The sequence below is a fragment of the Verrucosispora sp. WMMD573 genome (assembly GCF_027497175.1).
GTDB lineage: Bacteria > Actinomycetota > Actinomycetes > Mycobacteriales > Micromonosporaceae > Micromonospora.
Genome location: NZ_CP114901.1, coordinates 1,272,087 through 1,292,866 on the forward strand (window position 1 = coordinate 1,272,087; position 20,780 = coordinate 1,292,866).

Genomic DNA, 20,780 nt, shown 5'->3' on the forward strand with positions numbered 1-20,780 from the left:
GTAGCCGAGTCACTTCTCGTCCTTCCCCGTGCGGTCGATGGTGGACAGTCGGTCGTCGTGTTCCGGGCCGGGACGTTCGATGTCCGGTGTCGGGCGGTCGTCGGGTGCCGGCCCGGTGCCGCGGGTGACGGGAGGCCGCTCGTCGGCGGCCACCGTGGCGTCCTGGCCGTCCGGTGCCGGGCCGGCCTGCGCGCGGCCCTCCTCCCGGGCGGCGGCCAACGCCCGTGCGAGCTGCGCCGCTCGGCGGCGCCGGGCCGCGACCAGGGCCCAGCCGGCGAGGGCGAGAAGGGCGAGAAGGACCAGGTGCGGCCAGGGCACCGCCCATACGACGGCCTGCGCCGGGTCGGCCCGCGGCGGCGGGTCGAGGACCTGGTCCCCCACGGCGGCCGGCGTGACCGTCGCGTCCGCGCTCAGCCGGAACAGCGGCGCAACACCCGCCATGCGTACGGTGGTGGTCAGCTCGCCGCCGGGCAGAATCTCCGGTAGGGCCGCACCGTCCACGGACTTCCGGGCCAGGCCGAACGGTCCGGCCACGCCGAGCACCGGCTGCCCGGACAGCCGGACATTGCCGGTGTTGCGGACGGTGAACGTGGCGGTGACCGTGCCCCCGGCCAGCGGGTTGACCGAGCCGGTGTGCCGCACTCGCAGGTCTTCGACGGTGAGCGTCGGCTGCAGCTCACCGGTGACCCGCAGGTAGATGCGCGCGCCGACCCGGTGGTCGACGGCGACCTGGTTGCCCTGCGCGTCGACGGCGGTGCCGGCCAGCGAGGCGACGATCCCTCCGGCATGGTCCCCGGGCGTGGCGTTGCCCGGAACGGTGAGCGTGAACGGTACGTCCAGCCGGGACGTCGACGGGATGGTCACCGTCTTGTTCGGCAGGCGGACCCACGAGCCCACGTCGGTGGGCTTCCGATCGGCGGCCAGCAGATCGAACCCGCCCTGCGTGGTGGTGACCGCGTCGCTGGCGTAGAGGCTCAGGGTGAGCGGGCGGTTCGAGTGGTTCGTGACCCCGACGTAGTCCGTCAGGGTGGCGCCCGGATCGAGCTTGTAGCTGAACGCCGGCCGGCCGTTCGGCCCACGCGCGCTCGACGGTGCCACGCCCCAGGTCGCGGCGGCGGTAGGGGGTTCCGCCGATGGCGAGGTCCCGTCCGCTGCCGGCGGAGTCGAGGGAGCGGGCGCGGCCAGCGCGGAGGCAGATGGCGTGGGGGCCGCGCCGAGCAGGGCGATCCCGGCGGCGATGGAGGCGAGCAGGCGCATTGCGGGGACGATTCCGTTCCTGGGGTACGAGGGGAGGTGCGGGGCAGGCGGGTCGCGGCAACGACACGCCCACCCCGCGGTCGTCCGGTGGCCAGGCTCGACGCCCGACCACCGGACGGGTTGGTGCGATCAGATGGCGGTGAGGGTCAGGGTCGCGGTGTAGGTCCCCGCCGCCGTCTCGGTGGGCAGGCTCAGCCGCAGGCCCGCGTCCAACTGCGCGGTGCCCCGCCCGGCACCGTCCGGCGCCGAGCCCAGCACCGCGCTGTTACCGAGACCGCCGCCAACACCGACGACGTACGGCGCCACCTCCGGGCCGGGTAGCACGCCCTGCCCGTCAGCCTGGGCCAGGACGCGCGGCGTCCAGCCGAGGTAGCCAGCGCTGAACGTCGCCCCGTCCGGCCCGACGAAGTCCGCCGGGATCTGCCCGGACGCGCTCCACCCCGGCTGACCCGCCCGGGTGTCGGTCACCGTCACCGGCCGCAACTCACCGGTGCTCTCCCACCGGTCACCGGCGGCGTTGAGCTGCGCGGGCGGCAGCACCACGGCCCGGTCGTCCGGGTTGACGCTGATCACCAGCGAGCCCTGCGTCTCGTCGATCGACGCGGTGATCGTCTGCGACGTGCCCGGATCCTGCGGTGGGAACGCCACCCACAGGGTCACCGGCTCGCTGGACGCCACGACCGCGTGGTCGTCGTCGTAGAGCTTCGCCACGTACTCGCAGGCGTTCAGCTCCCGCGTCGCGGTGAACGAGTAGCTCGCGCCACCCTCACCCGGAACGATCGTCCAGTCCGCTGCGCCCGGGCACCTGCTGAACCAGTGGTAGTGGTCCAGCTCCGTCTGTGGCGTCTGCACCGCGTTCAGCGTCACCGTGTCGTTGGGCTGGTACTCGTCGGCCATCCCGCTCACCGACAGGCTCACCTCCGGCCCGCCGCCGGACAGCTCGCCCACCACGAACGAGTAGTCGACCGGCCCGGTGCTGAGCGTGGTGCCGTCGGCCAACGTCGCGTCGGCCTGGAACTTCAGCGTGTAGCTGCCCAGGGCGCTGAACGCCCAGTTCGAGTGCGCGTGCGTGTGCACCGGCACGTCGATGGCGTCCGGAAGCCCGTCGTCGCTGCGGAACTTGATGATCGGACCGCCGAACGAGTCCTGCGTGAACAGCGTGACATTGCCCGGCCCCTCAACGCCCACCAGGCTCAGCCGAACCTTGTTTCCTGCGAACACCCCCGAGTCGAGTTCGGTGGTGTTCCAGCCCGGCCAGAGCAGGTCCGGGTCCTGGGTCATCGGCAGCAGCCAGATCTGGCTGCCGGCCGGGCCGAGGAACGCGAACCGTGAGTCGTCCGGGACCTGCATCGCTGCCTGCGGCAGCACCTGGAACGTGACGTCCGCCGGATCCCGGATCACCACCGGGCTGCCCGTGTCGTCCCGCACCTTCAGGGACAGTCCGCCGTCGGTGTAGTGCACGTCCACCGCGTCGGTGTGCCCCTTGGAGAGCACCACCTTCTCGGCCGCCGAGGCAGCGGTGGGCGTCAGCGCCGTGCCGGCGACCACCACCGCCCCGGCGACCAGGGCCGCGAAGCCGCGAGCCCTCAGTGTTGCCTTCATACCTCCCCTTTCCACGCCGCGCGCGTCTGCGCGCGGTGGTACCTGCGCCCGGAAGACCTGCCGGTGGGCAACGCCTCCGCCGGCAACCGTCACCACGACGCCTTGCGGATGCCCGGCAACTCGCCACGCAGCGCCATCTCCCGGAACCTGACCCGGGACAGTCCGAACCGGGTCAACACCCCACGTGGGCGGCCGTCGATCTGGTCGCGTACGCGCAGGCGCACCGGGCTGGAGTCGCGCGGCAGCCGACTGAGTCGGCGGACCGCCTCGGCACGGACGTCCGGGTCGGTGTCCGGGTGGGCGATCAGCCGCTTCAGCCCGGCCCGGGCCTCGGTGTGCCGGGCGACCAGTTCCTCTCGGCGGGCCTGCCGGTTGACCAGGCTCTTCTTGGCCATCAGCGTGCCTCGCGAAACTCGACGTGGCGGCGCACGATCGGGTCGTACTTGCGCAGGGTCAGCCGGTCGGGATCGTTGCGCCGATTCTTGCGGGTGACGTACGTGTAGCCGGTGCCGGCGGTGCTACGCAGCCGCACGATCGGCCGGACATCGGTCTGGCGGGCCATCAGAGCTTCACCCCCCGGCTACGCAGCTCGGCGACGACCTTCTCGATGCCCTTGCGGTCCACGGTCTTCAACGCCTTCGCCGTCAGGGTGAGGCTGACCCACCGCCGCTGCGACGGCAGCCAGTAACGGTGGTTCTGCAGGTTCGGGTTCCACCGGCGACGGGTGCGCCGATGGGAGTGGGACACGGCGTTGCCGAAACTCGGCTTCGCGCCGGTGACGTCGCAACGTCTGGACACAGTGACGACTCCTCACAACACGATGATGATAACGAAAACGGTTTTCAGTCTTACATCAACCGTTCGGCCACATCCGCGCCGGGTCCTCGACGATCTCGACGGCACAGTCAGTGCTCAGGCGATAGCCGACACCGCGCAGCGTCGTCACCACCGGCACATCCCTGTTCGCGTCGACGGCTCGCATGCGTTTAGAATGACAATCGTTTTCAACTGTGTCGAGAGGAAGCCGATGTCGTCGTCACCACAGGCACCGACCCGCGCCGTGACAGCGGACGCCGACACCCGCCCGTCACTGACCGTGCTGTCCGGGTTCTGGCCGGCGGCAACCTTCGCCGTCGCCCGCACACTGCTCGCCGCCGACACCTCGCTGCTGCTGGTGCGGCACGACCTGGCCGGGATCCGCGACGGCCTCGTCCGGCGGGTGGTCCGCACCGGCGCTGGCATTGTCGAGGACGAGCAGGTCACGTTGCGGCACGGTTGCGTCTCCTGCACACTCCGAGAGGACGTGCTACCGACCCTCGTCCGGCTCACCCGCACGCATCCCGGCCAGGACCTGGTGCTGATGCTGCCCGAGGTGGTCGAACCGGAAGCCGTCGCCGCCGCCTGCGCCCACTGCCTCGTCGACGGCGCACCCATCACCGACCTGATCCGGGTCGACTCCTACGTCACCGTGGTAGACGCCGAGCACCTGCTCGACGGCCTGGCCAGCACCGACGACCTGAAGACCCTCGGCATCGCGGCCGCCGACAACGACGACCGGGCGTTGGCCGATGTCGTGGTCCGGCAGATCGAGTACGCCGACACCCTCGTCCTGTGGGGCGAGTCCCGCGAGGGCACGTACGACACCAGCCGCCTGTCGGTGCTGCTACAACGGATGGCGCCGTGGGCGACGCAGGTCCGCGTCCACGGAGACATAGTCGACGCCGACACGTTGACCAGGCAGCTTCGCCACACCCACCGGCACCGGCCCGAGACCCCGGGGATCTTCGCCCGCGGTCTACAGGGCTACACCCTTGGCGCGCACGAGCCCGAGCCCGACTACGGAGTCGTCTCCGCCGTCTTCCGCGCCCGCCGCCCGTTCCACCCCCAGCGCCTGCACGACGTCCTCGAAGACGTCAACGCCGAGATGATCCGCTCCCGAGGTCACCTCTGGCTGGCCAGCCAACCCGACACCGTCATCGCCTGGGAGTTCGCCGGCGGCGGCCTGGCCATGGGCTCCCTCGGACACTGGCTCGTCAGCCTGCCCGAAGCCCACTGGGAACACGTCGACGACCAGCGTCGCCTCGCCGCCGCCCTCGACTGGGACCCCTACTACGGCGACCGCCACCAGCACCTGGTCTTCATCGGCCTCGACACCGACCCCGTCCACCTGCACCGCACCCTCGCCGACTGCCTGCTCACCGACGCCGAACTCGCCGACGGCGAGGAGACCTGGCGCACCTACCCCGACCCGTTCACCGACTGCTTCCCCCTCGCCGCGGCGGAACCAACCGACACCGACAAAGAAGGAGCACGACCCGCATGAAGCCCGGCATCCACCCCGAATACCGACCCGTCGTCTACCGCGACAAGAGCGCCGACTACGCCTTCCTCACCCGCTCCACCGCCACCAGCGACCAGACCATCGAATGGACCGACGGCAACACCTACCCCGTCATCGACGTGGAGATCTCCGCTGCCAGCCACCCCTTCTGGACCGGCAAGCAACGCCTGCTCGACACCGCCGGCCGCGTCGAGAAGTTCCGCCGGAAGTACGCCCGCCACGAACCACAGGGCGGATGAACACCGACAGCCAGGTCCACTGGGCCAAGCTGGCGCCACAACTGGCTGACGCCGCACGGCGGTACCGGGCCTGGTACCTGACGATCGCCCGCGAGCTGGTCGCCCCCGGTGACCGGCTCGCGGGCGACATCGGTTGCGGCCCACCGGTTTGCTCACCGCCGACCTCGACGCCTGGGACCGCCTCCTCGGCCCGGCCGACGAGAAGTGGCTCGGTCACCGCGACGACATGTTGCGGCTCTCCGCCCGCAGCGTGCACCTCGGCGTAGGCCCCTGACCGCCATGACCACGCCCCCGGTTCCGACTGCTGCCATCCGCGCTTCGAGCACGATCAGCGGCCAGATCCGGATGCCGGTTGGCTGTCGGTGACTGCTGTCCGGGTCAGGAGCAGTCGAATCGGTGGTCGTGGGGACGCTGTGGGCATGATGTGCAGACGAAGATGTAGACGCCGCCAGCGTCGCCGAGCATCAATCCTGCCGGGTTCTGCAGTGACCGCCACTGATGGTCGTCCGGACTGTCGAAGCCCCAGCCGATCATTGCGGGCCGGTCCTCCAGCGGGACCCACCGCCGCTCGTCGCCGCGGCTGAACTCCCAGCTGGCGATGGTGAGCAGGTGCTCCATCCGAACCCCGCACGGGCAGACCGGCCAGTCCGGCGACTGCGTCCAGCCGGGGTAGCCGCCGACCTTGATCCCGGAAGCGACCGCCAGGTCGGTGTCGTACTCCCAGCCGTGGTCAGCCTCGACCCGACGCGCCGTTTCCTGAACCTGCGACCACACCTCACGCGGCAGGTCGTACGACGGGTACTCGATCACCCGCTCGGGATCGACGACGCACCCGTCGGGCACGTACCACGCTTCGGTGTCCTCGTGGGGCGGGGGCATTGCCGTCAGTCGGGGGCCAATCGCTGATCGTCGCCGCCAGTACAAGCGTGGCAGCGGAGCACTCCAGGGATCGTGGTCGAACGGACACCACAGCACCTGCAGCACGTCCGAGCCCTCCGGGAATGGCAGCTCGGGCACATCGTCGGCGAGCAGTTGCAGGACCGGCACGAGTGGCACCCCAGCCTCGGCGCGATGATCGTCCAGACCTTCACCGTCACAGGTTGGCCAGGGCTCGTTCGCTGGCCACAGCAGCGGCCCGCCCACGGAGCTCTGCTCGACCGACGGCGAGCCCTTGCGTGGATGCAGCCGGATGGTCGTCCGCGCGAACCCACGCAACTGTGGGAAGACCGCGTCCATGTCGATCGGAGCCGGCGGGGTGGTATGCACGGCCGAGATCGTACGGGCAAGCACCTCCCGTCTCCGACCTTGCTCTGGCCGTCGCCGGCGACGCCACTCGGAGATCACGCTCGGCTCGCGGCTCGAATCCGCAGACCAAGCGGAGACGACGTACGACTCGAACATCTGCGTTCGCCACGGATGTGCCGGTGGGTTCAGGCATTGAGGCGCGCTCGTCTGATCACGACGGTGCGGCTGCGGGACTCGTTGGCACGCTGCGTCAACGGCGTTACTGTGCGACCCATGGCCGTGGGCGTTGTGCCGCACCCGCGGTACATCGGCCGCGAATTACTCCCCCTTGCGCTGGTCTTTCTCGCCGTTGGCATCTCTACAGCGGTGGTCGAGCCGTTCCGTTCGCTGTTCCTGAGCACGGCTGTGCGGGCCGACCCAGTCCAGCTGACGGTGTTCCTGATCGTCACACCGCTTGCCGGCGTGATCGCGTCGACGCTGGTCGGGCGGCTGTCCGACCGGCGGGCCATTCGTCGAGGGCTGTTGATCGGCACATCCGTCGCGGGCCTGATCGGCATGGTACTGACCGCATTTGTACGCGACTATTGGTTCCTGCTCGCGCTGACCGCGACCGCGACGGCGCTGGCCGGAGCACTGTTTCCACAGACCTTCGCCTACGCCCGCCAACTGCTGGCCCACAAGGGCTCCAACCCCGCGATGGGCATCAGCACGCTGCGGACGGTCTTCTCCCTCGCCTGGGTGGCTGGACCGCCGCTGGCCGCTGTCCTGCTGGATGCGGGCGGCTTCGCCTATATCTTCGGCACAGCCGCGGCGATGTACGCGACCGCCGCGCTCGTGGCCATCTTCTGGCTGGACAAACTCGACACGCCAACAGCGCCTACCGACTCCCCGGACGACGAGCCCCTTTCTGACCTCGCCGGCCCCCCTGCGGCGTCACGGCCAACGCTGCTGCTCACCGCGACAGCGTTCACGATCCTCGTGTGTCCGTTGACCCTATGCGTGCAGGCACTACCGCTGTTCATCAGCACCGATCTGGGCGGCGACGCGACCGACGCCGGCCTCATTCTCGGCCTCTGCGCCGCGCTGGAGATCCCGCTGATGCTCGGCCTCGGGGTACTGGCGACCCGAATCCGGGTCCGCGCGCTGGTACTCGCCGGCGCCTGCTGCGGTGTCGCGTACCACGCGTTAGCCGCGGTCGCGTCGACCATCTGGGTGCTGGCCGCCGCGCAGATCCTCAACGCGGTCTTCATCGCAGCAGTGGCGGGGCTTGGTATCACCTACATGCAGGACATGCTGCCGCTACAACCGGGCCGCGCCACGACACTGTTCACCAACTCCTTCCCAATCGGCGCGATTCTGGCAGGTCCTCTGTTCGGCCTGACCCAACACCTCGGCTATCGATCCGCATACGTCGTCGGGGCGGCTCTCTGCTCCGCCGGCCTGCTAGCCCTACTCATAACCCGCCCCTCCGGCTCCGCGTCCTCGATACCGCGATAGCCGTGGCCATCTGTGAGACTTGAGGTGGTGGCGGAACACGCACCATCTTCGGCATGAGCGTGCACGGTCGAACGCCGCCAAGAGCTGCCGGCAACACGGACAGCAATCTCGGGTAGCCGGGCGGCCGACTCGGTGCTGCGCCGGCCGGCGAACCCCGGACCTCGGCCCGACCTGCCCTTACGGTCGGCCGCGCCGTGTCGCGTGCCGCACGTCACCGCACGCGGGGGCCTCGATCAGCAATCCGCTCGCCGTGACGCGGGTCGGCTCCGGCTGTCCCGTGCCACAGTTCAGCCCTTCTCGATCGAATGCCTCGTCCTCACCACCCCACCAGATCAGCCGCGCCGCCGTCAGATGCGCGGCCGACACGATCGTCACCACCAACCACCCGCCCCCAGCCGGCCGTGCGGTCAACGCAGCCATCGTCGATGACCTCAACCAGCCTCACAACCCTGGCACCGTCAGGCCGACCCGATTGCAGGACTGGGCCGTCAGCAGGCTGATGCGAATCCACTTCGACTGAGCCGCCTCGCATGCTGTGACGCGACGACGCGAAGTCGTCGGCCAGAGGCCCGTAACGACCGCGCGGTCCAGGCGTGGGACCTGCGCATCAGCGGTCCCGGCCCGCCAGCTCGAGCACGGGTACCCGGGAGACCCGGAACGCGGGCCACGCTGCAGCGACGACGCCGGCTGCGACCGCAACGACGAGCGTCACTGCGAGGCGAGACCACGGTACGACGACGGATGGGATCTCCGCGCCACCGGTAACGTCGATCAGCGCCCAGCCGAAGCCGACTGCGACGGCGATACCGATCGATGCTGCCACGAACGACAGGAGTGCCACCTCGAGCCGCACGATTCGACGCAGCTCTCGGCGCGTCGCGCCGACCGCTCGCAGCAGCCCGAGCTCTCCAGAGCGTTCGTTTACCGCGAGCGCCGTGGTGTTGGCGACTCCGAGGAGCGCGATGATGCTCGCCAGGATGAGCATCCCGTCGATGAAGTTCCCGAACGCGGCGATCTCGCTCCCGCTGTTGGCGACGTGTTCTTCCCGGGTCTCGAGGAACGATCCGGGCGTGTCTCGGACCAGCGCCCGCACGTCTTTTTCGGCGTCCGCGGCCGCTCCGCCGGCGAGGTCGACGAACACCTGCGCGTCGAGCAGACGACCAACTAAGGCGTCGAGTGCCGCACGGTCGGCGAAGTACAAAGGCGCTTCGAAACCGCCGGTGCTCCTCGCGACCACGGCAACGATCGGCGCCTTGAGTGTCGAGCGTTCGAACTCGATCGCGAGGGTTCCGCCCAGCAGCGTCGGGTCGTCGCCGACCACGGCCACGCCCCCCTCGCTCAGGTCGGCGAGGTCGCCGGCGATCGGGTCGAGGTCGAACATGGTGGGCAGTGCCGTCGGGTCGACGCCGCCGATCGCCTCGGCTTTACCTGCCACGATCCCTTCGGCGATCGACAGCGCAGTTACCGCGTCGACGTCGGGCAGCGCTGCTATCCGGCCGGCCAGGGTGGGGTCGATCGTCGGGAAGTCGGGGGTCGCGGACGTGACCACCAGGTCCGCGTGCAGTCCCTCACGGACGTCGGTCCCGACCCCGCTCGTCAGAGAGTTCGCGAAGATGGCGAACATCGTCACCATCGCGGTGCCGAGCATGAGCGCGAGCGCCGTCGATGCCGATCGACGGGGGCTCGCAGCCAAGTTGCCCGCTGCGATCGCGCCGCCAACACCGGCGGCGCGGCGGGCCGCCGGAGAGCTCCAACGTGCTGAAGCTGTCACGAGCGCCGGGCCGCATAGCACGAGCGCCGGGACAATGGCAGCGGCGAGCGTGAGCCACATCGGGTTCGAGCCCACCACAGCCGCAGCTCCTCCAGCGATCGCCGCCGCGGCGAGCACGAGCCCGCTCGCAGTTCGCGCCGGGCTCACGATCCGGGGTTCCGCCGCGCTCTCGCGCAGCGCCTCGATCGGCGGTGTCGCCGCCGCGCGGCGAGCCGGGATCCATGCCGAGAGGATCGTTGCGCCGATACCGACGGTCACGGCGACCGCGATCGAGGTCGTGCTCACGATCGACGGCCCGGTGAGCAACGTGATCCCGGCAAGTCCGACGAGCCACCGCAGCGCGCCCACTCCCGCGACCCCGCACACGAGGCCGACGAGCGTGGCGATCGTCCCGACGAGCGTCGCCTCGATCACCACTCCGCCGAGCAATTGGCGTCGTTCCGCACCGATCGCACGCAGCAGCCCCGACTCCCGTCGGCGGCGGGCGACGGTGAGCGCGAACGTGTTGAAGATGATCGTCACGCCGATCAAGACCGCGACCACGGCGAAGGCCAGGAGAAACACGGTCAGGAACTGCAGCGGTGACGTCGCGGCGTCCTGCATCGTCCGGATGTGGTCGGGCCCGTCGATGACCTCGGCATCAGTCAGCGCCGACAATCGGCCGAGCACCTCGGGGCGGTCAGCGCCCTCCGCGACGTCCACGAGCACCTCCGTCGGCGCCGCAGCGTCGAGCCAGGCGGATACCGCTTTGTCGGGCAACAGCACCGTTCGCTGCAGCGGTGCCGCGTCCGCCGACGCGAACGTCGCGACACCGGTGATGGTCGCGTCGTGCATCCCCGTCGTGGTCAGGACCTGTACGACGTCACCCGGAGCCAAGCCTGCGTCACCGGCGAGTGATCGGTCGATCACGATCTCGCCGACCTCGGTCGCTGGTCGCCCGCTCGCGAGCCGGAACGGATTGAGCGCCGGGTCGGCGACCCAGTTGCGGCCGACGTCGCTCGCCGTGCCGGTTCCGACTGACGATCCGTCAACGACCAGCTTCGCGAAGCCGACCCATTGCGAGGCCGCCCGGTCGACGCCGTCGACTGTAGCCACGCGCTCGGTGATGTCGGGATCCAGTGATCGCCGAACCGACCTTTCCGGATCTCCCGGCCCTCCGCCGGGCTCGCCGAGTACGACGCCCTGCACGACGGCGTCCGTCCCGGCCAACGCTTCGGCGATGTCACCGGCTGCTCGGCCACGCATCGAGTCGGCCAGCACCAGCGTGGCGACGAGGAAGGCCACCGACAGCGCGATCGCCGTGCCCGTCAGCACAAACCGACCCCGACTCGCGAGCACGCTTCGAGCCGCACTCCGCATCATCTGGCTCATCGCCCCAGGCCCTTCATCACGTCGACCACCGAATCGGCCGACGGATGATCCATCACGTCGTGCACTCGGCCGTCGACGACGAACACGACGTGGTCCGCCCAGGCAGCGGCGTTGGGGTCGTGCGTGACCATCACGATCGACTGGCGATGCAGATCGACTGCTGATCGCAGGAATCCGAGGATCTCCTGTCCGGACCGGGTGTCGAGGTTGCCGGTGGGCTCGTCGGCGAAAACCACCTGCGGCTGGGCGACCAGCGCCCGGGCGACGGCGACTCGCTGTTGCTGGCCACCCGAGAGCTCCGTCGGCCGGTGATGCATGCGATCGCCGAGGTGCAGCAGCGCCACGACCTCATCGAGCACTGCGGCACTCGGCCGGCGCCCCGACAACATCATCGGCAGGCAGATGTTCTCCTCGGCCGTGAGCGTCGCCACGAGATTGAATGCCTGGAACACGAACCCGATCCGATCGCGGCGCAGCCTGGTCAACTCGCGATCGTTGAGGGTCGACAAATCGGTGTTGCCTACGAATGCCCGGCCGGACGTCAGTTGATCGAGCCCGGCGGCGCAGTGCATCATCGTCGACTTTCCCGAACCCGACGGGCCCATCACAGCCGTGAACTTCCCCGCCGGGAACGCGATGGTGACGTCGTCGAGCGCGACGACGGCCGACTGGCCAGAACCGTATCGCTTGACGGCGCCGACGAGCATGGCCGCAGCGTCATCAGCGTAGGCTGACAATGCGCTCCCGGACTGCCGATCGACGACCGTGGAACCTGGACGTGAGGACACGAGACCTCCGTTGACTGGTTGATCAGGGTTTGTCAGGGATTCGGTGAGTGGCTGATCAGCGTTCACACGGTGCTCCATGAGACCGGTGGTACTTCACCGCTTTGTCGTCGTTGCCCCGGCCGGGTTCGGTGTGCACACAGGCCCGGCGGCACCCGCAGCTGTCTCATGAAGCAGGTCTGCCTCACCGCATGATGTCCGGACGCGGCGAGCGATCTGGGTTGGAAGCTGGCGGGTGCTGTCCCTGTTCACAGTGCCGGTGAGCCGGTTCGGCGAGCGGGGTTGGTAGCGCGGGCGTGCACGCCCAGTACCTGACCGCCGTCAGCGCCACCCACGTGCCGATCACCAACTACGGCACCCACCGGCCTACCAACCGACCGGCCGGCGCTTCCTCGGACGGCGCCGCGTAGACCGCCATCACTAGCTAGCTCCTACATACGGATCACATCGCTTATCTGACACCGACTTTCCTACCGAGCGAACCTGAGACGACTGTTAAAACGACGCTCAGGCCGGTCGACCGCACCAGGTGCCAGCGCAGGCGCCAGCGTGAGAGCCGCCGAGGTCCTGCCCAAGGCAGACAAGGCCCAGGCGACACCGAAGTCCTGCTGTTGGCGGTGGGAAAGATCGCGCCGGTCCACCCCAGACGTGTGGGAGTAAGACATCGGCGCATGCGCACCGTATGTCGCTGGTCTTAACAGTCGTCTCAGGTTCGCTCGGTATGAACGGCGCTGCGGGTCTCGGCCTCGCCGGCATGGCCGAACGCGCCGCGCTCTAGGCGGCACGGTCAGCGCCGGCCCCGCACCGGACGGCGGCTGGACCGCCCACCCGACCCTGAAAGGCAGCCATTCGTGATTACTGTGCTCGTGGTGGAGCCCCAGCCGCTGCGGCGCTTCGGGTTTCGCATGCTGCTGGAGAACACCCACGACACCGAGATCGTCGGCGAGGCCGAGAACGGCGCCGAGGCCGTTCGGTGGACCACCGAGCTGCATCCCGACGTGGTCCTGATGAACATCCGCATGCCTGGCGTCGACGGGATCGAGACCATCCGGCGTATCGTCGCCGCCGGCGGACGTTCGCGGATCCTGGTGCTGACGTTCGACGTGGACCGGTACGCGCTCGCCGCATTGCGGGCCGGGGCGAGCGGCTTCCTGCTCAAGGACACCCGCCCGGAGGAACTGCACGCCGGTATCCGGGCCGTCGCCGCCGGGGACACGGTGATCGCGCCGGCGTTGACTCGGCGGCTGCTCGACGCGTTCGCCGACCGGGTCGACGACGACCTCTGCGGGCCCGTGCGGCAGGATCCCCGGCTGAACTCCCTGACCGACCGCGAGCGCGAGATCCTCGTCGCCATCGGCCATGGCCTGACCAACGGCGAGATCGCTCAGCGTTTCACGCTGTCGGAGTCGACGGTGAAGACACACGTTGGGCGGGTCCTCGCCAAGATCGGCGCACGGGACCGGATTCAGGCCGTCATTCTCGCCTACGACCTGAGACTCACCCGGCCGATCTAGCGCTTCACCTCGCGCGTCCGTCGGGGACGGGATCGTAGTTCCCAGCCGCACCACTCCGGGCCGATCGAATTGGGTTCGATCCGATTTGGGTGATCAACCGCTGCGCTGTCGGGCCCGCGTGCACCCACGTCACCGCCTGTCCGACCGCCACGACGCCGCACGGGTGAGTTCAGTGCGGACGTGTGTGAGCTCAGAGCGATTTCTCGGCCTGTTGACCTCGGTGAACTCACACACGTTCGACGCCTTGTCAGGGCTTGCGGGGGGAGACCGTCATGATGCCGATGCACATCTCGTCGCCGGTGCCATCGCCCCACACCACGTAGCGCGGCGGCAGCTTGCTCAGCTGCGGCAGGCGTTTGCGCAGCCCCACGTCGTGGGTGCACGTCACCCGCAGCGTGTCCCCCGGGCCGATTTCCACCGGCGACGGCAGCTTCATCAGCCGCTGGTTGTCGAAGTCGAACTGCGGCACGTCCAGCACGAGCTGGGCGTTCGGCGTGCCCGGGTTGAGTTCGACCTTTATGGCCCGCCCGAGCATGTGCATGTGGCCGAAACCGGCGAACAGCGTTATCGGCTCCGTCACCTTGTGGTCGCAGGTCTGGGTGTCACCGGGCTTCGGCGCGCCGCCCTGGTTGCACTCCTCCACCTGACGGTCCGCCATTTCGCCGACCTCCGACCCGAACCGCTTCGTCACGTCCGCGATCGAGGCGGCCCGGTCACAGAGCGGTCCCGACTCGTCGGCGGCGCAGGGCAGGTCGGTCGGCGCGTCGAGCGACCACGTTTCGAGTTCCCGGGTCTGCGGCGTGCCGTCCGTCAGCCGCAGCCGCACCGCCGAGCGGTCCGGCCCGGCGGGCCTGCCGTCGGTTGCGAGCAGGTTGTAGTGGATTTGGAGGATGAGCAGGCTGCCCGGCTCCAGCTTGTGGCCGACGTCCTGGTTGAGCAGCGTCTCCGTGGCGCCTGGTGCCCAGGTGTCCACCCATGCCGCGTCATCATCTTCTACCTCGGCGCCGGGCACGCCAGTCCCACCGAAGCACTGCCAGCCGGGGCCGGGGGTCTTCGCGTCCTGGTCGCGCACCGCGGCAGCGGCGCCCGGCGGCACCGCGTACACGATGGCGTGGTGTGCGATGGCGACGTTCTCCGGCGTGAACTGGGTCCCGGTCAGGAACGCCGCCTCGGTCAGGCCCGGATCGATCATCTGGCACCGGTACTCGTCCGTAGCGCCCTCCGGCGGCGCGGGCGTGTATGCCTCGGCCATCTTCAGGTCGACGAACCGCTCGCCGGCGCGCAGCGGCTGCGGTGGAGCCGACGACCCGCCCGCGTGCGCGCTGTGCGATCCGGTCGCGGCGGGCGCCGAACTGTTGTCGGCGGCCGACCCGCAGGCGACGACAGCGAACGTCGTAGCCAACGCCATGGTGGCCGTCCCGAACCTCCGCAGTGGACTGTCAAGCATCGTCATAGCCTGAACGTTAGGCCCGATTCCGTCCTGTTTCGTCGTACTGCGGTCGTCATTTCCGGCGAGAGAGGCGGTACCACGGTGCCACTTCACCTTTTTTACCGCCCGCACATCCATTAATCGTCGTCTCAGATTCGCTCGGTACGAAGCCGGCATCGGATAAGCGATGTAGCTCGTACCTGGAGGCCATTGGTGGCAGTCGACGCGGCACCGTCCGGGAAAGCGCCGCCCGGTCCGCTGGCCGGCCGGTGGGTGCCGCTGCTGGTCGTCGCGATCGCGCTCGGGTTCGGGCTGCTGGTGCTCCTCGTCCGGTTGGACCTGGAGCCGCTGACGAACGTCGACCGCGGCATGCACCACCCGACCGACCTGCTCGGCGCCGCGATCCTGACCGCGCTCTGGATCGGCCTGCTGCGGTGGCGGCTACGGCCGAACGTGCGGGCGGCGCCGGCCGAGGCGCGTACGTGACGCTGCGCTTCGTCGTCACCTGGACATCAAGATCGGCGGGACCGGCCGCGTGGATCGCACGGGTCGACACCGTCACCGCCCGCGAGGACCGGATGGGCGGTGACGCGTTGCTCATCCGGCCCGACGGCTGCGTCGCCTGGGCTTCGTCTGCCGGATAGGACCTCGACGCCACCACGCTGGTGTGTGCACTGGGCCCCTGGCTCGGCCACCCGGCCTGAGCGCCGCATTAACGGTCGCCTCAGGTTCGCTGCGTATCACTAGGCCTCAGACAAGCGACACAACCCGCACACAGGGGGCTAGCCTCGATGATTCGCGCCTGACGCCGGCTTCTTCCGCCCGGCGGATCTGATCGCTGTTGATCGATGTGTTGTTGGTTTCGGGCGTGGTGGTGGGCCGTCTGTCGCGGCGGCGGGCGTGGTCTCCTGGGGGTCCTCCGGTCGTTGGGACGGCGGCTGAGCTGGTCAGCCGGGGGCGGGATGGCCGCGATCCGGTTGAACGCGGCGGTGATCGGTTCGGCCCAGGGCCAGGTGGTGGGTATGCGCAGCGTGCGGCGGCGTTGGCCGCGCACGAGTCGGGCGGCGGTGTGCAGGATCCGGTAGCGCAGCCGTTTCGGTTCAGCCTTGGCCAGGTCGCCGTCGAGGCCGATGAGCTGCAGCCACGCGATCAGGTCGACGGCCATCGCCGCTGCAGTGCACCAGGCGGCGTTGATGGCGAACTCGCGGGAGGGTAACCGGCGAAGGCCGGTGTCCTTGGCGCATCGGATCCGGTCCTCGACGCGGGCGTGGGCCCGGTGGCGGGCCTCCAGCCACTGCAAGGCGCCGGTGGTGGTGGTGACGAAGGCGGTGTAGCGCCAGCCGTCGCGTTTCTCGAACAGCGTCAGCTGGGCGCCGGGGTGGGGGCGTTCCCGCCGGACGATGACCCGCATCCCGGCCGGCCAGCCGGGCAGGTGCAGCAGACCGGTCAGTTCGGCCACGGCGGCGCCGTCACGCACACCCCCGTCGGCGTCGATCGCCGGCGACCAGGCCGAGGCGGGCAGGCCGGTGATGGCGACGCGTTCGGTCTCGCCGATCGACCAACCGAGGGAGTACTCCACCCGCCGGCCGCGCTTGCTGTCCTGCTCCGTGAGCCAGTCGAGCACGGCGTGGGTGGCCGCCGCGGAGTCGCCCCGGATGAGCAGGTGCCGGCGGTGCGGTGCGGGGACCTGCGCGACCGCTTGGGCGAGTACGTCGAGGTGATCGGCGGCGGTGTTCGCGCCGGCGTTGCCCGGCCGCAGCGTGATGGCGAGCAGTTCCCCGGTGTTGTCGCAGGTCACCAGGATCGGATGGAACCCGAAGCTGTGCTTGTAGGTGGCCGCCGCGCCTTCCTTGTCGCTGTGCGCGATCACGATCGTCGAGTCCACGTCCAGCACCACCACACCGGCGCCGATGCCCCGGCCCGCCGCCCGCGCCGCCGGCGGACCGCCGAACAGCTGCCACATCCCGGCGCGCACCTTCGCCCGCGCCTGGGCGATGCGCCGCAACTGCACCACGCCGATCTCATCCAGGGCCCGCCACACCGTGGTGTCCGAGGCCACCGGCCCGAACACCTCCTGCTGGTGGCGCAGCACGTCGATGTCCGCGATCGCTTCCCCACCGTCGGCGATCATCACCGCGAGGTCGACCAGCACCCGACCCCGATCATGCACCGGCCACCGGCCGGCCCGGGCCAGCCCCGCCGACAACGCCACGGTCAACCCGGCCCGATCCGCCAGCAACCGCAGCAGCGCCGCACCGACATGCGACACCACACCCGACCCGCCCGCGGTGACCCGCAGATCCCTCGACCACGCCGTAAGCTGCACCTCGGAAGTGCCTCCCTCGAAGAGAAACCTGTAGATGTCGCAATCACAAGTTTCCCTTGCAGGGCAGGCACTTCCGCTTATCTACACGCCGACGAACGCCCATGATCGACGATCAACGTGAATCACCGAGGCTAGTGATGGCAGTCAACGCAGCGCCGCCCGGGGAAGCGCCGGCCGGTCGGTTGGCAGGCCGGTGGGTGCCGTGGTCGGTGATCGGAGCACCTGCCACGGAGCTACCTCGGTCGGCCCCGCGCAGGGACGACCGGTGCGGAACCTTCGGCCGAAGCTTCCCGGTATGGATCTGACCCAGGCCGTGCTCGAGCACCCCTACCTGGTGCTCGGTTTCTTCGTGCTCATCGAGGGGCCGGCCGCGACGATCACCGCGGGCACCCTGGTCGGCGCCGGCGCTGCGGCGTTCTGGCCGATCTGGGTGATCGTCGCGCTGGCCGAGATGGTGGGCGACAACCTGCTCTACCTCGTCGGCCGGTCCGCCCGGCGGCCCTGGGTGGCGTCCCTGCTGAGCAGGCTCAAGGCGACGGTGCTGCTCGACCGGCTGGCCAGGATGTCACTGCCGCGGCTGGTGATCACCGCCAAGCTCGTCGACGTCTTCGCCCTCCCGGCGTTCGTGTCCGCGGGACTCGGCGGGCTCCCGTACCGGAGATTCGCCGCCTGGGTGGGTGCCACCGCCGCCGTACGCGGCCTGGTGCTGATCGGTCTTGGCGCTCTGCTCGGCAGCCAGCTGTCGGGCCTGCTCGCACTGCCCGGCGGCATCTTCCTGCTCACCGCTGCCGTCGCCGTGCCGGTCGCTGTCTTCCACCTCGTCATGAAGCGACACCACCTACGAAAGGTAGTTGTGCCATGCGCATCCTCATCGGTGCCGACACCTACGCCCCGCACGTCAACGGGGCGTCCTACTTCGCCCAGCGCCTGGCCGTGGCACTGACCGCCCGGCACGAGGTGCACGTGGTCGCGCCGTCGACGGACTTCCGCAGCCATGCCAGCATGTCCAACGACGGCGTCGTCGAACACCGCGTGCGTTCCTTGCCGGTGCCGGGTCACTCAGGTTTCCGGTTCTGCCCGCCACTGGGGCTGCGCGCGGCAGCGCGCCGGATCCTCGACGAGGTCCAGCCCGACGTGGTGCACGTGCAGAGCCACTTCCCGCTGTGCCGGGCGCTGGTCGACGCGGCGCGCGAGCGCGGCCTGTTCGTCATCGCCACCAACCACTTCATGCCCGAGAACCTGATCCACTACCTGCCCATCGGCGACGCTGGCCGGACGAGGGCGCACGCGTGGGCATGGCGCGACGCCGCCCGGGTGTTCGCCAAGGTAGACATCGTCACGGCCCCGACCCCGTACGCCGCCGCGCTCGCCGTCGTCTCCGGTGTGTCCGAGCCGGTCCTGCCCATCTCGTGCGGCATCGACCTCGCCCGCTTCCGCGCGCAGGCGCCCGCGGCCGAATTCCGATGGGCCTACAGCCTCGCGCACAAGCCCACCATCACCTACGTGGGCCGGCTCGACGCCGAGAAGAACCTCGACGTCGTGATGCGGGCGTTCGCGCTGGTGCGGCGCTCCCTCGACGTCCAGTTGCTCCTGGTTGGCACCGGCTCCGAGGACCGGACGCTGAGGTCGCTCGCCGGGGAACTGGGCGTCGCCGAGCATGTCACGTTCACCGGCTTCATCCCTGACGAGGACCTTCCCTCCGCATACGCGGCGTCAACGGTCTTCGTCAACGCGGGCACCGCCGAGCTGCAGAGCCTGGTCACGCTCGAGGCTATGGCCAGCGGAAGGCCCGTGATCGGCGCCGATGCCGCAGCCCTGCCCCACCTCGTACGGGACGAGGAGACCGGCTACCTGTTCCCGCCCGGCGACGTTGTCGTGCTCGCCGAGCGACTGCTCACCGTGCTCTGCGACCCGAAGCACGCGGAAGAGCTGGGGCACCGGGCTCGTGCCGTGGCCGAGCAGCACGACCAGACCCGCACGGTGTCCGCGTTCGAGCAGCTCTACCGGATCCGGCCGGCCCGTGAGGCGCCCGCGCCCGCCGAGGTCGCCGCATGACTGCCACGATCGTCCGAGCGGGCACCTCCCGCTGGTACCGCAACGTCCAGCTGAGCCTGGGCCTGGGCACGGCGGCCGGGGCGGGTCTGCTGCTGGTCGGCGACGTCGACCCGGTGGACCAGATGGTCAGCGAATCGGTCCGGACCGTGCCGGGCGCCGTCCTGCTGGCCCTGGCGGCGTGCGGGCTCGCGGCAGCCGGCGCGTGGCTCCTGGCCGGCGCCCGGCGTGTGCTGCCACCGGCCTGGCCCCTCACCGTGCTGCTGTCGGTGTGGTGCGTGTCCCTGCTCGCGGTGGTGGTGTTCCCCACGAACCTGCCGGGGACAGAACCGGGCGTCGCCGCCGCGCTGCATCGCTTCGGCGCGGCGCTGATGGCGGCGCTGCCACCGCTCTTCGCCCTGCTCATCGCCAAGCGTGCCGGGCGCGGGGCCGACCCGGCGCGGGTCCGCTGGCTGCGCGCGGCCGGGTGGTCCGCGTTCGCCGTGTGCGTCGCGTTCGCGGCGATGAACGGGCCAGCGGTGCTGCTCGGCCAAAGCCGTCTCCCGTTCGCGGGCCTGGCCGAACGGGTTCTGCTGGCGCTCGTGCTCGTCGTAGTCGGGCTCTGCGCGTGGGTGCTCGAAGGGGAGGAGCGGTTCCGATAGATCTGATGGCCATGATCGAAAACGCGATGACCTCTCCGGTCATCTATCTGGCGATCCTCGACGCGTTCCTGCCGTTCCTGCCGTCGGAGTGGTCGTCATCGCGGCGGCGGTCTTCGCCGCCCCGCACCTGCACCATCAGGGCGGCGCCATGATCATCGCGGTCCGATTCGTCCCCGGCGGCCGCACGCGATCGTGACCGCCAGCGGTGCCGACGGCTACCCGCTTGCCCGCTTCACCCTGTTCACCGCCATAGCCGCCGACACCGGGGCCGGCTATTCCGGCCTGATCGGCTACCTCGGCGGCGTCGCCTTCGAATCCAACTCGATGCTGGGCCTGGCGGTCGCCCTCGGTTTCGCACTGTCCATCACCGCGCTCGGCGAACTGGTCCGCTATGTGTTGCGCCGCCGCCGAGCGGCGACCAACACGAGAACGCCAGGTCGCGATGGTCCCCGCGCTACGCGGCGCGGCGCCAACCATCGTCGCGTCCATGGCCACCGTGATCGCCGGCCGGCTATGCCAGCTCGTCACCGACCTGAACAGCACCAGCGGATGGGGCCGGATCGGTGCAGCCGGCATCCAGTGCGCGTTGGTGGCCATGCTGACGCTGTTCCCAGCAGTGCTCGTGGTGCTCGGAGGGCGGATCTGGCCGGCCATCCTGCAGTTCAGCGCGGCCGTGGAGGAGAAGCCGGGGCTGTGAAGACGGCTTGGCA

The 20,780-nt window shown here is 69.9% G+C and carries 24 protein-coding genes and 1 pseudogene; 12 read left to right on the forward strand and 13 right to left on the reverse strand.

Features of this window, described 5'->3' with window-relative positions:
* Nucleotides 1–9: 9 nt before the first annotated feature.
* The 6 genes from O7601_RS05850 to O7601_RS05875 form a co-directional block, all read right to left on the reverse strand.
* Entirely contained in the window at nucleotides 10–1,257 is a 1,248-nt protein-coding gene (locus O7601_RS05850; RefSeq protein ID WP_281565214.1) for a DUF916 domain-containing protein, read from the reverse strand.
* Between the two features lie 129 nt (nucleotides 1,258–1,386).
* Nucleotides 1,387–2,859 carry a choice-of-anchor M domain-containing protein gene (locus O7601_RS05855; RefSeq protein ID WP_281565215.1) on the reverse strand — a complete coding sequence of 491 codons (1,473 nt, stop codon included), beginning with the start codon at nucleotides 2,857–2,859 and terminating at the stop codon, nucleotides 1,387–1,389.
* A gap of 89 nt (nucleotides 2,860–2,948) precedes the next feature.
* A complete protein-coding gene (gene rpsN / locus O7601_RS05860; protein ID WP_281565216.1) occupies nucleotides 2,949–3,254 on the reverse strand; it encodes a 30S ribosomal protein S14 in 306 nt (101 codons plus the stop codon).
* Nucleotides 3,254–3,421, reverse strand: a complete 168-nt coding sequence (gene rpmG, locus O7601_RS05865; RefSeq protein WP_093410686.1) for a 50S ribosomal protein L33 — start codon at nucleotides 3,419–3,421, stop codon at nucleotides 3,254–3,256. The genes rpsN and rpmG overlap by 1 nt, the downstream gene beginning before the upstream one ends.
* Entirely contained in the window at nucleotides 3,421–3,657 is a 237-nt protein-coding gene (gene rpmB / locus O7601_RS05870; RefSeq protein ID WP_281565217.1) for a 50S ribosomal protein L28, read from the reverse strand. Before rpmB ends, rpmG begins: the two co-directional genes overlap by 1 nt.
* A 55-nt stretch (nucleotides 3,658–3,712) precedes the next feature.
* Complete coding sequence (locus O7601_RS05875; RefSeq protein ID WP_281565218.1) at nucleotides 3,713–3,841, reverse strand: hypothetical protein; 129 nt, start codon at nucleotides 3,839–3,841, stop codon at nucleotides 3,713–3,715.
* A gap of 45 nt (nucleotides 3,842–3,886) precedes the next feature.
* Here O7601_RS05875 and O7601_RS05880 point away from each other — a divergent pair, with 45 nt between their 5' ends.
* From O7601_RS05880 to O7601_RS05890, 3 genes are all read left to right on the forward strand, one after another.
* Nucleotides 3,887–5,182, forward strand: a complete 1,296-nt coding sequence (locus tag O7601_RS05880) for a GTP-binding protein (protein ID WP_281565219.1) — start codon at nucleotides 3,887–3,889, stop codon at nucleotides 5,180–5,182.
* Nucleotides 5,179–5,439: a type B 50S ribosomal protein L31 gene (locus tag O7601_RS05885; protein WP_281565220.1), complete on the forward strand. Its 261-nt coding sequence runs from the start codon at nucleotides 5,179–5,181 to the stop codon at nucleotides 5,437–5,439. Before O7601_RS05880 ends, O7601_RS05885 begins: the two co-directional genes overlap by 4 nt.
* Nucleotides 5,440–5,572: 133 nt before the next feature.
* Nucleotides 5,573–5,713 carry a hypothetical protein gene (locus O7601_RS05890; RefSeq protein ID WP_281565221.1) on the forward strand — a complete coding sequence of 47 codons (141 nt, stop codon included), beginning with the start codon at nucleotides 5,573–5,575 and terminating at the stop codon, nucleotides 5,711–5,713.
* Between the two features lie 104 nt (nucleotides 5,714–5,817).
* On the opposite strand, the gene O7601_RS05895 is transcribed toward O7601_RS05890, so the two are convergent.
* Nucleotides 5,818–6,705, reverse strand: coding sequence for a DUF1963 domain-containing protein (locus O7601_RS05895; protein WP_281565222.1), 888 nt, complete (start codon nucleotides 6,703–6,705; stop codon nucleotides 5,818–5,820).
* A 252-nt stretch (nucleotides 6,706–6,957) separates the two neighbouring features.
* Between O7601_RS05895 and O7601_RS05900 the strand changes: the two genes are divergently transcribed.
* Entirely contained in the window at nucleotides 6,958–8,181 is a 1,224-nt protein-coding gene (locus tag O7601_RS05900; protein ID WP_281565223.1) for a sugar efflux transporter, read from the forward strand.
* A 177-nt stretch (nucleotides 8,182–8,358) separates the two neighbouring features.
* On the opposite strand, the gene O7601_RS05905 is transcribed toward O7601_RS05900, so the two are convergent.
* The 3 genes from O7601_RS05905 to O7601_RS05915 all read right to left on the reverse strand — a co-directional run bounded on the left by O7601_RS05905 (nucleotide 8,359) and on the right by O7601_RS05915 (nucleotide 12,030).
* Complete coding sequence (locus O7601_RS05905; protein WP_281565224.1) at nucleotides 8,359–8,556, reverse strand: hypothetical protein; 198 nt, start codon at nucleotides 8,554–8,556, stop codon at nucleotides 8,359–8,361.
* Between the two features lie 232 nt (nucleotides 8,557–8,788).
* A complete protein-coding gene (locus O7601_RS05910) occupies nucleotides 8,789–11,323 on the reverse strand; it encodes an FtsX family ABC transporter permease (RefSeq protein WP_281565225.1) in 2,535 nt (844 codons plus the stop codon).
* Nucleotides 11,320–12,030: an ABC transporter ATP-binding protein gene (locus tag O7601_RS05915; protein ID WP_281565226.1), complete on the reverse strand. Its 711-nt coding sequence runs from the start codon at nucleotides 12,028–12,030 to the stop codon at nucleotides 11,320–11,322. Before O7601_RS05915 ends, O7601_RS05910 begins: the two co-directional genes overlap by 4 nt.
* Before the next feature lie 929 nt (nucleotides 12,031–12,959).
* Here O7601_RS05915 and O7601_RS05920 point away from each other — a divergent pair.
* Nucleotides 12,960–13,622, forward strand: a complete 663-nt coding sequence (locus O7601_RS05920; RefSeq protein WP_281565227.1) for a response regulator transcription factor — start codon at nucleotides 12,960–12,962, stop codon at nucleotides 13,620–13,622.
* 247 nt (nucleotides 13,623–13,869) lie between these two features.
* Here the strand turns inward: O7601_RS05920 and O7601_RS05925 are convergent, their stop codons facing one another.
* Nucleotides 13,870–15,189 (reverse strand): monooxygenase, encoded by a 1,320-nt coding sequence (locus tag O7601_RS05925; RefSeq protein ID WP_281565228.1) that lies wholly within the window; start codon nucleotides 15,187–15,189, stop codon nucleotides 13,870–13,872.
* A 75-nt stretch (nucleotides 15,190–15,264) separates the two neighbouring features.
* Here O7601_RS05925 and O7601_RS05930 point away from each other — a divergent pair, with 75 nt between their 5' ends.
* Nucleotides 15,265–15,537: a hypothetical protein gene (locus O7601_RS05930; RefSeq protein ID WP_281565229.1), complete on the forward strand. Its 273-nt coding sequence runs from the start codon at nucleotides 15,265–15,267 to the stop codon at nucleotides 15,535–15,537.
* Nucleotides 15,486–15,695, forward strand: coding sequence for a hypothetical protein (locus tag O7601_RS05935; protein WP_348650230.1), 210 nt, complete (start codon nucleotides 15,486–15,488; stop codon nucleotides 15,693–15,695). Before O7601_RS05930 ends, O7601_RS05935 begins: the two co-directional genes overlap by 52 nt.
* 356 nt (nucleotides 15,696–16,051) lie before the next feature.
* Here O7601_RS05935 and O7601_RS05940 read toward each other — a convergent pair.
* Nucleotides 16,052–17,377, reverse strand: a pseudogene (locus O7601_RS05940) (IS1380 family transposase); the annotation flags it as partial.
* A 295-nt stretch (nucleotides 17,378–17,672) separates the two neighbouring features.
* Between O7601_RS05940 and O7601_RS05945 the strand changes: the two are divergent.
* Genes O7601_RS05945 through O7601_RS05960 form a run of 4 tightly spaced genes read left to right on the forward strand, consistent with a single transcriptional unit; the run spans nucleotide 17,673 to nucleotide 20,222 of the window.
* Nucleotides 17,673–18,320 (forward strand): hypothetical protein, encoded by a 648-nt coding sequence (locus O7601_RS05945; RefSeq protein WP_281565231.1) that lies wholly within the window; start codon nucleotides 17,673–17,675, stop codon nucleotides 18,318–18,320.
* The gene (locus tag O7601_RS05950; protein WP_281565232.1) at nucleotides 18,236–19,432 is read left to right on the forward strand and encodes a glycosyltransferase; all 1,197 of its coding nucleotides are present in this window, start codon (nucleotides 18,236–18,238) and stop codon (nucleotides 19,430–19,432) included. Before O7601_RS05945 ends, O7601_RS05950 begins: the two co-directional genes overlap by 85 nt.
* On the forward strand, nucleotides 19,429–20,070 hold the full coding sequence (locus tag O7601_RS05955; RefSeq protein ID WP_281565233.1) for a DUF998 domain-containing protein: 642 nt from the start codon (nucleotides 19,429–19,431) through the stop codon (nucleotides 20,068–20,070). Before O7601_RS05950 ends, O7601_RS05955 begins: the two co-directional genes overlap by 4 nt.
* Nucleotides 20,071–20,075: 5 nt before the next feature.
* A complete protein-coding gene (locus O7601_RS05960) occupies nucleotides 20,076–20,222 on the forward strand; it encodes a hypothetical protein (RefSeq protein ID WP_281565234.1) in 147 nt (48 codons plus the stop codon).
* On the opposite strand, the gene O7601_RS05965 is transcribed toward O7601_RS05960, so the two are convergent.
* Complete coding sequence (locus O7601_RS05965; protein ID WP_281567102.1) at nucleotides 20,206–20,559, reverse strand: hypothetical protein; 354 nt, start codon at nucleotides 20,557–20,559, stop codon at nucleotides 20,206–20,208. The genes O7601_RS05960 and O7601_RS05965 overlap by 17 nt on opposite strands.
* Here O7601_RS05965 and O7601_RS05970 point away from each other — a divergent pair.
* The gene (locus O7601_RS05970) at nucleotides 20,513–20,767 is read left to right on the forward strand and encodes an MMPL family transporter (protein ID WP_281565235.1); all 255 of its coding nucleotides are present in this window, start codon (nucleotides 20,513–20,515) and stop codon (nucleotides 20,765–20,767) included. The genes O7601_RS05965 and O7601_RS05970 overlap by 47 nt on opposite strands.
* Nucleotides 20,768–20,780 lie beyond the last annotated feature (13 nt).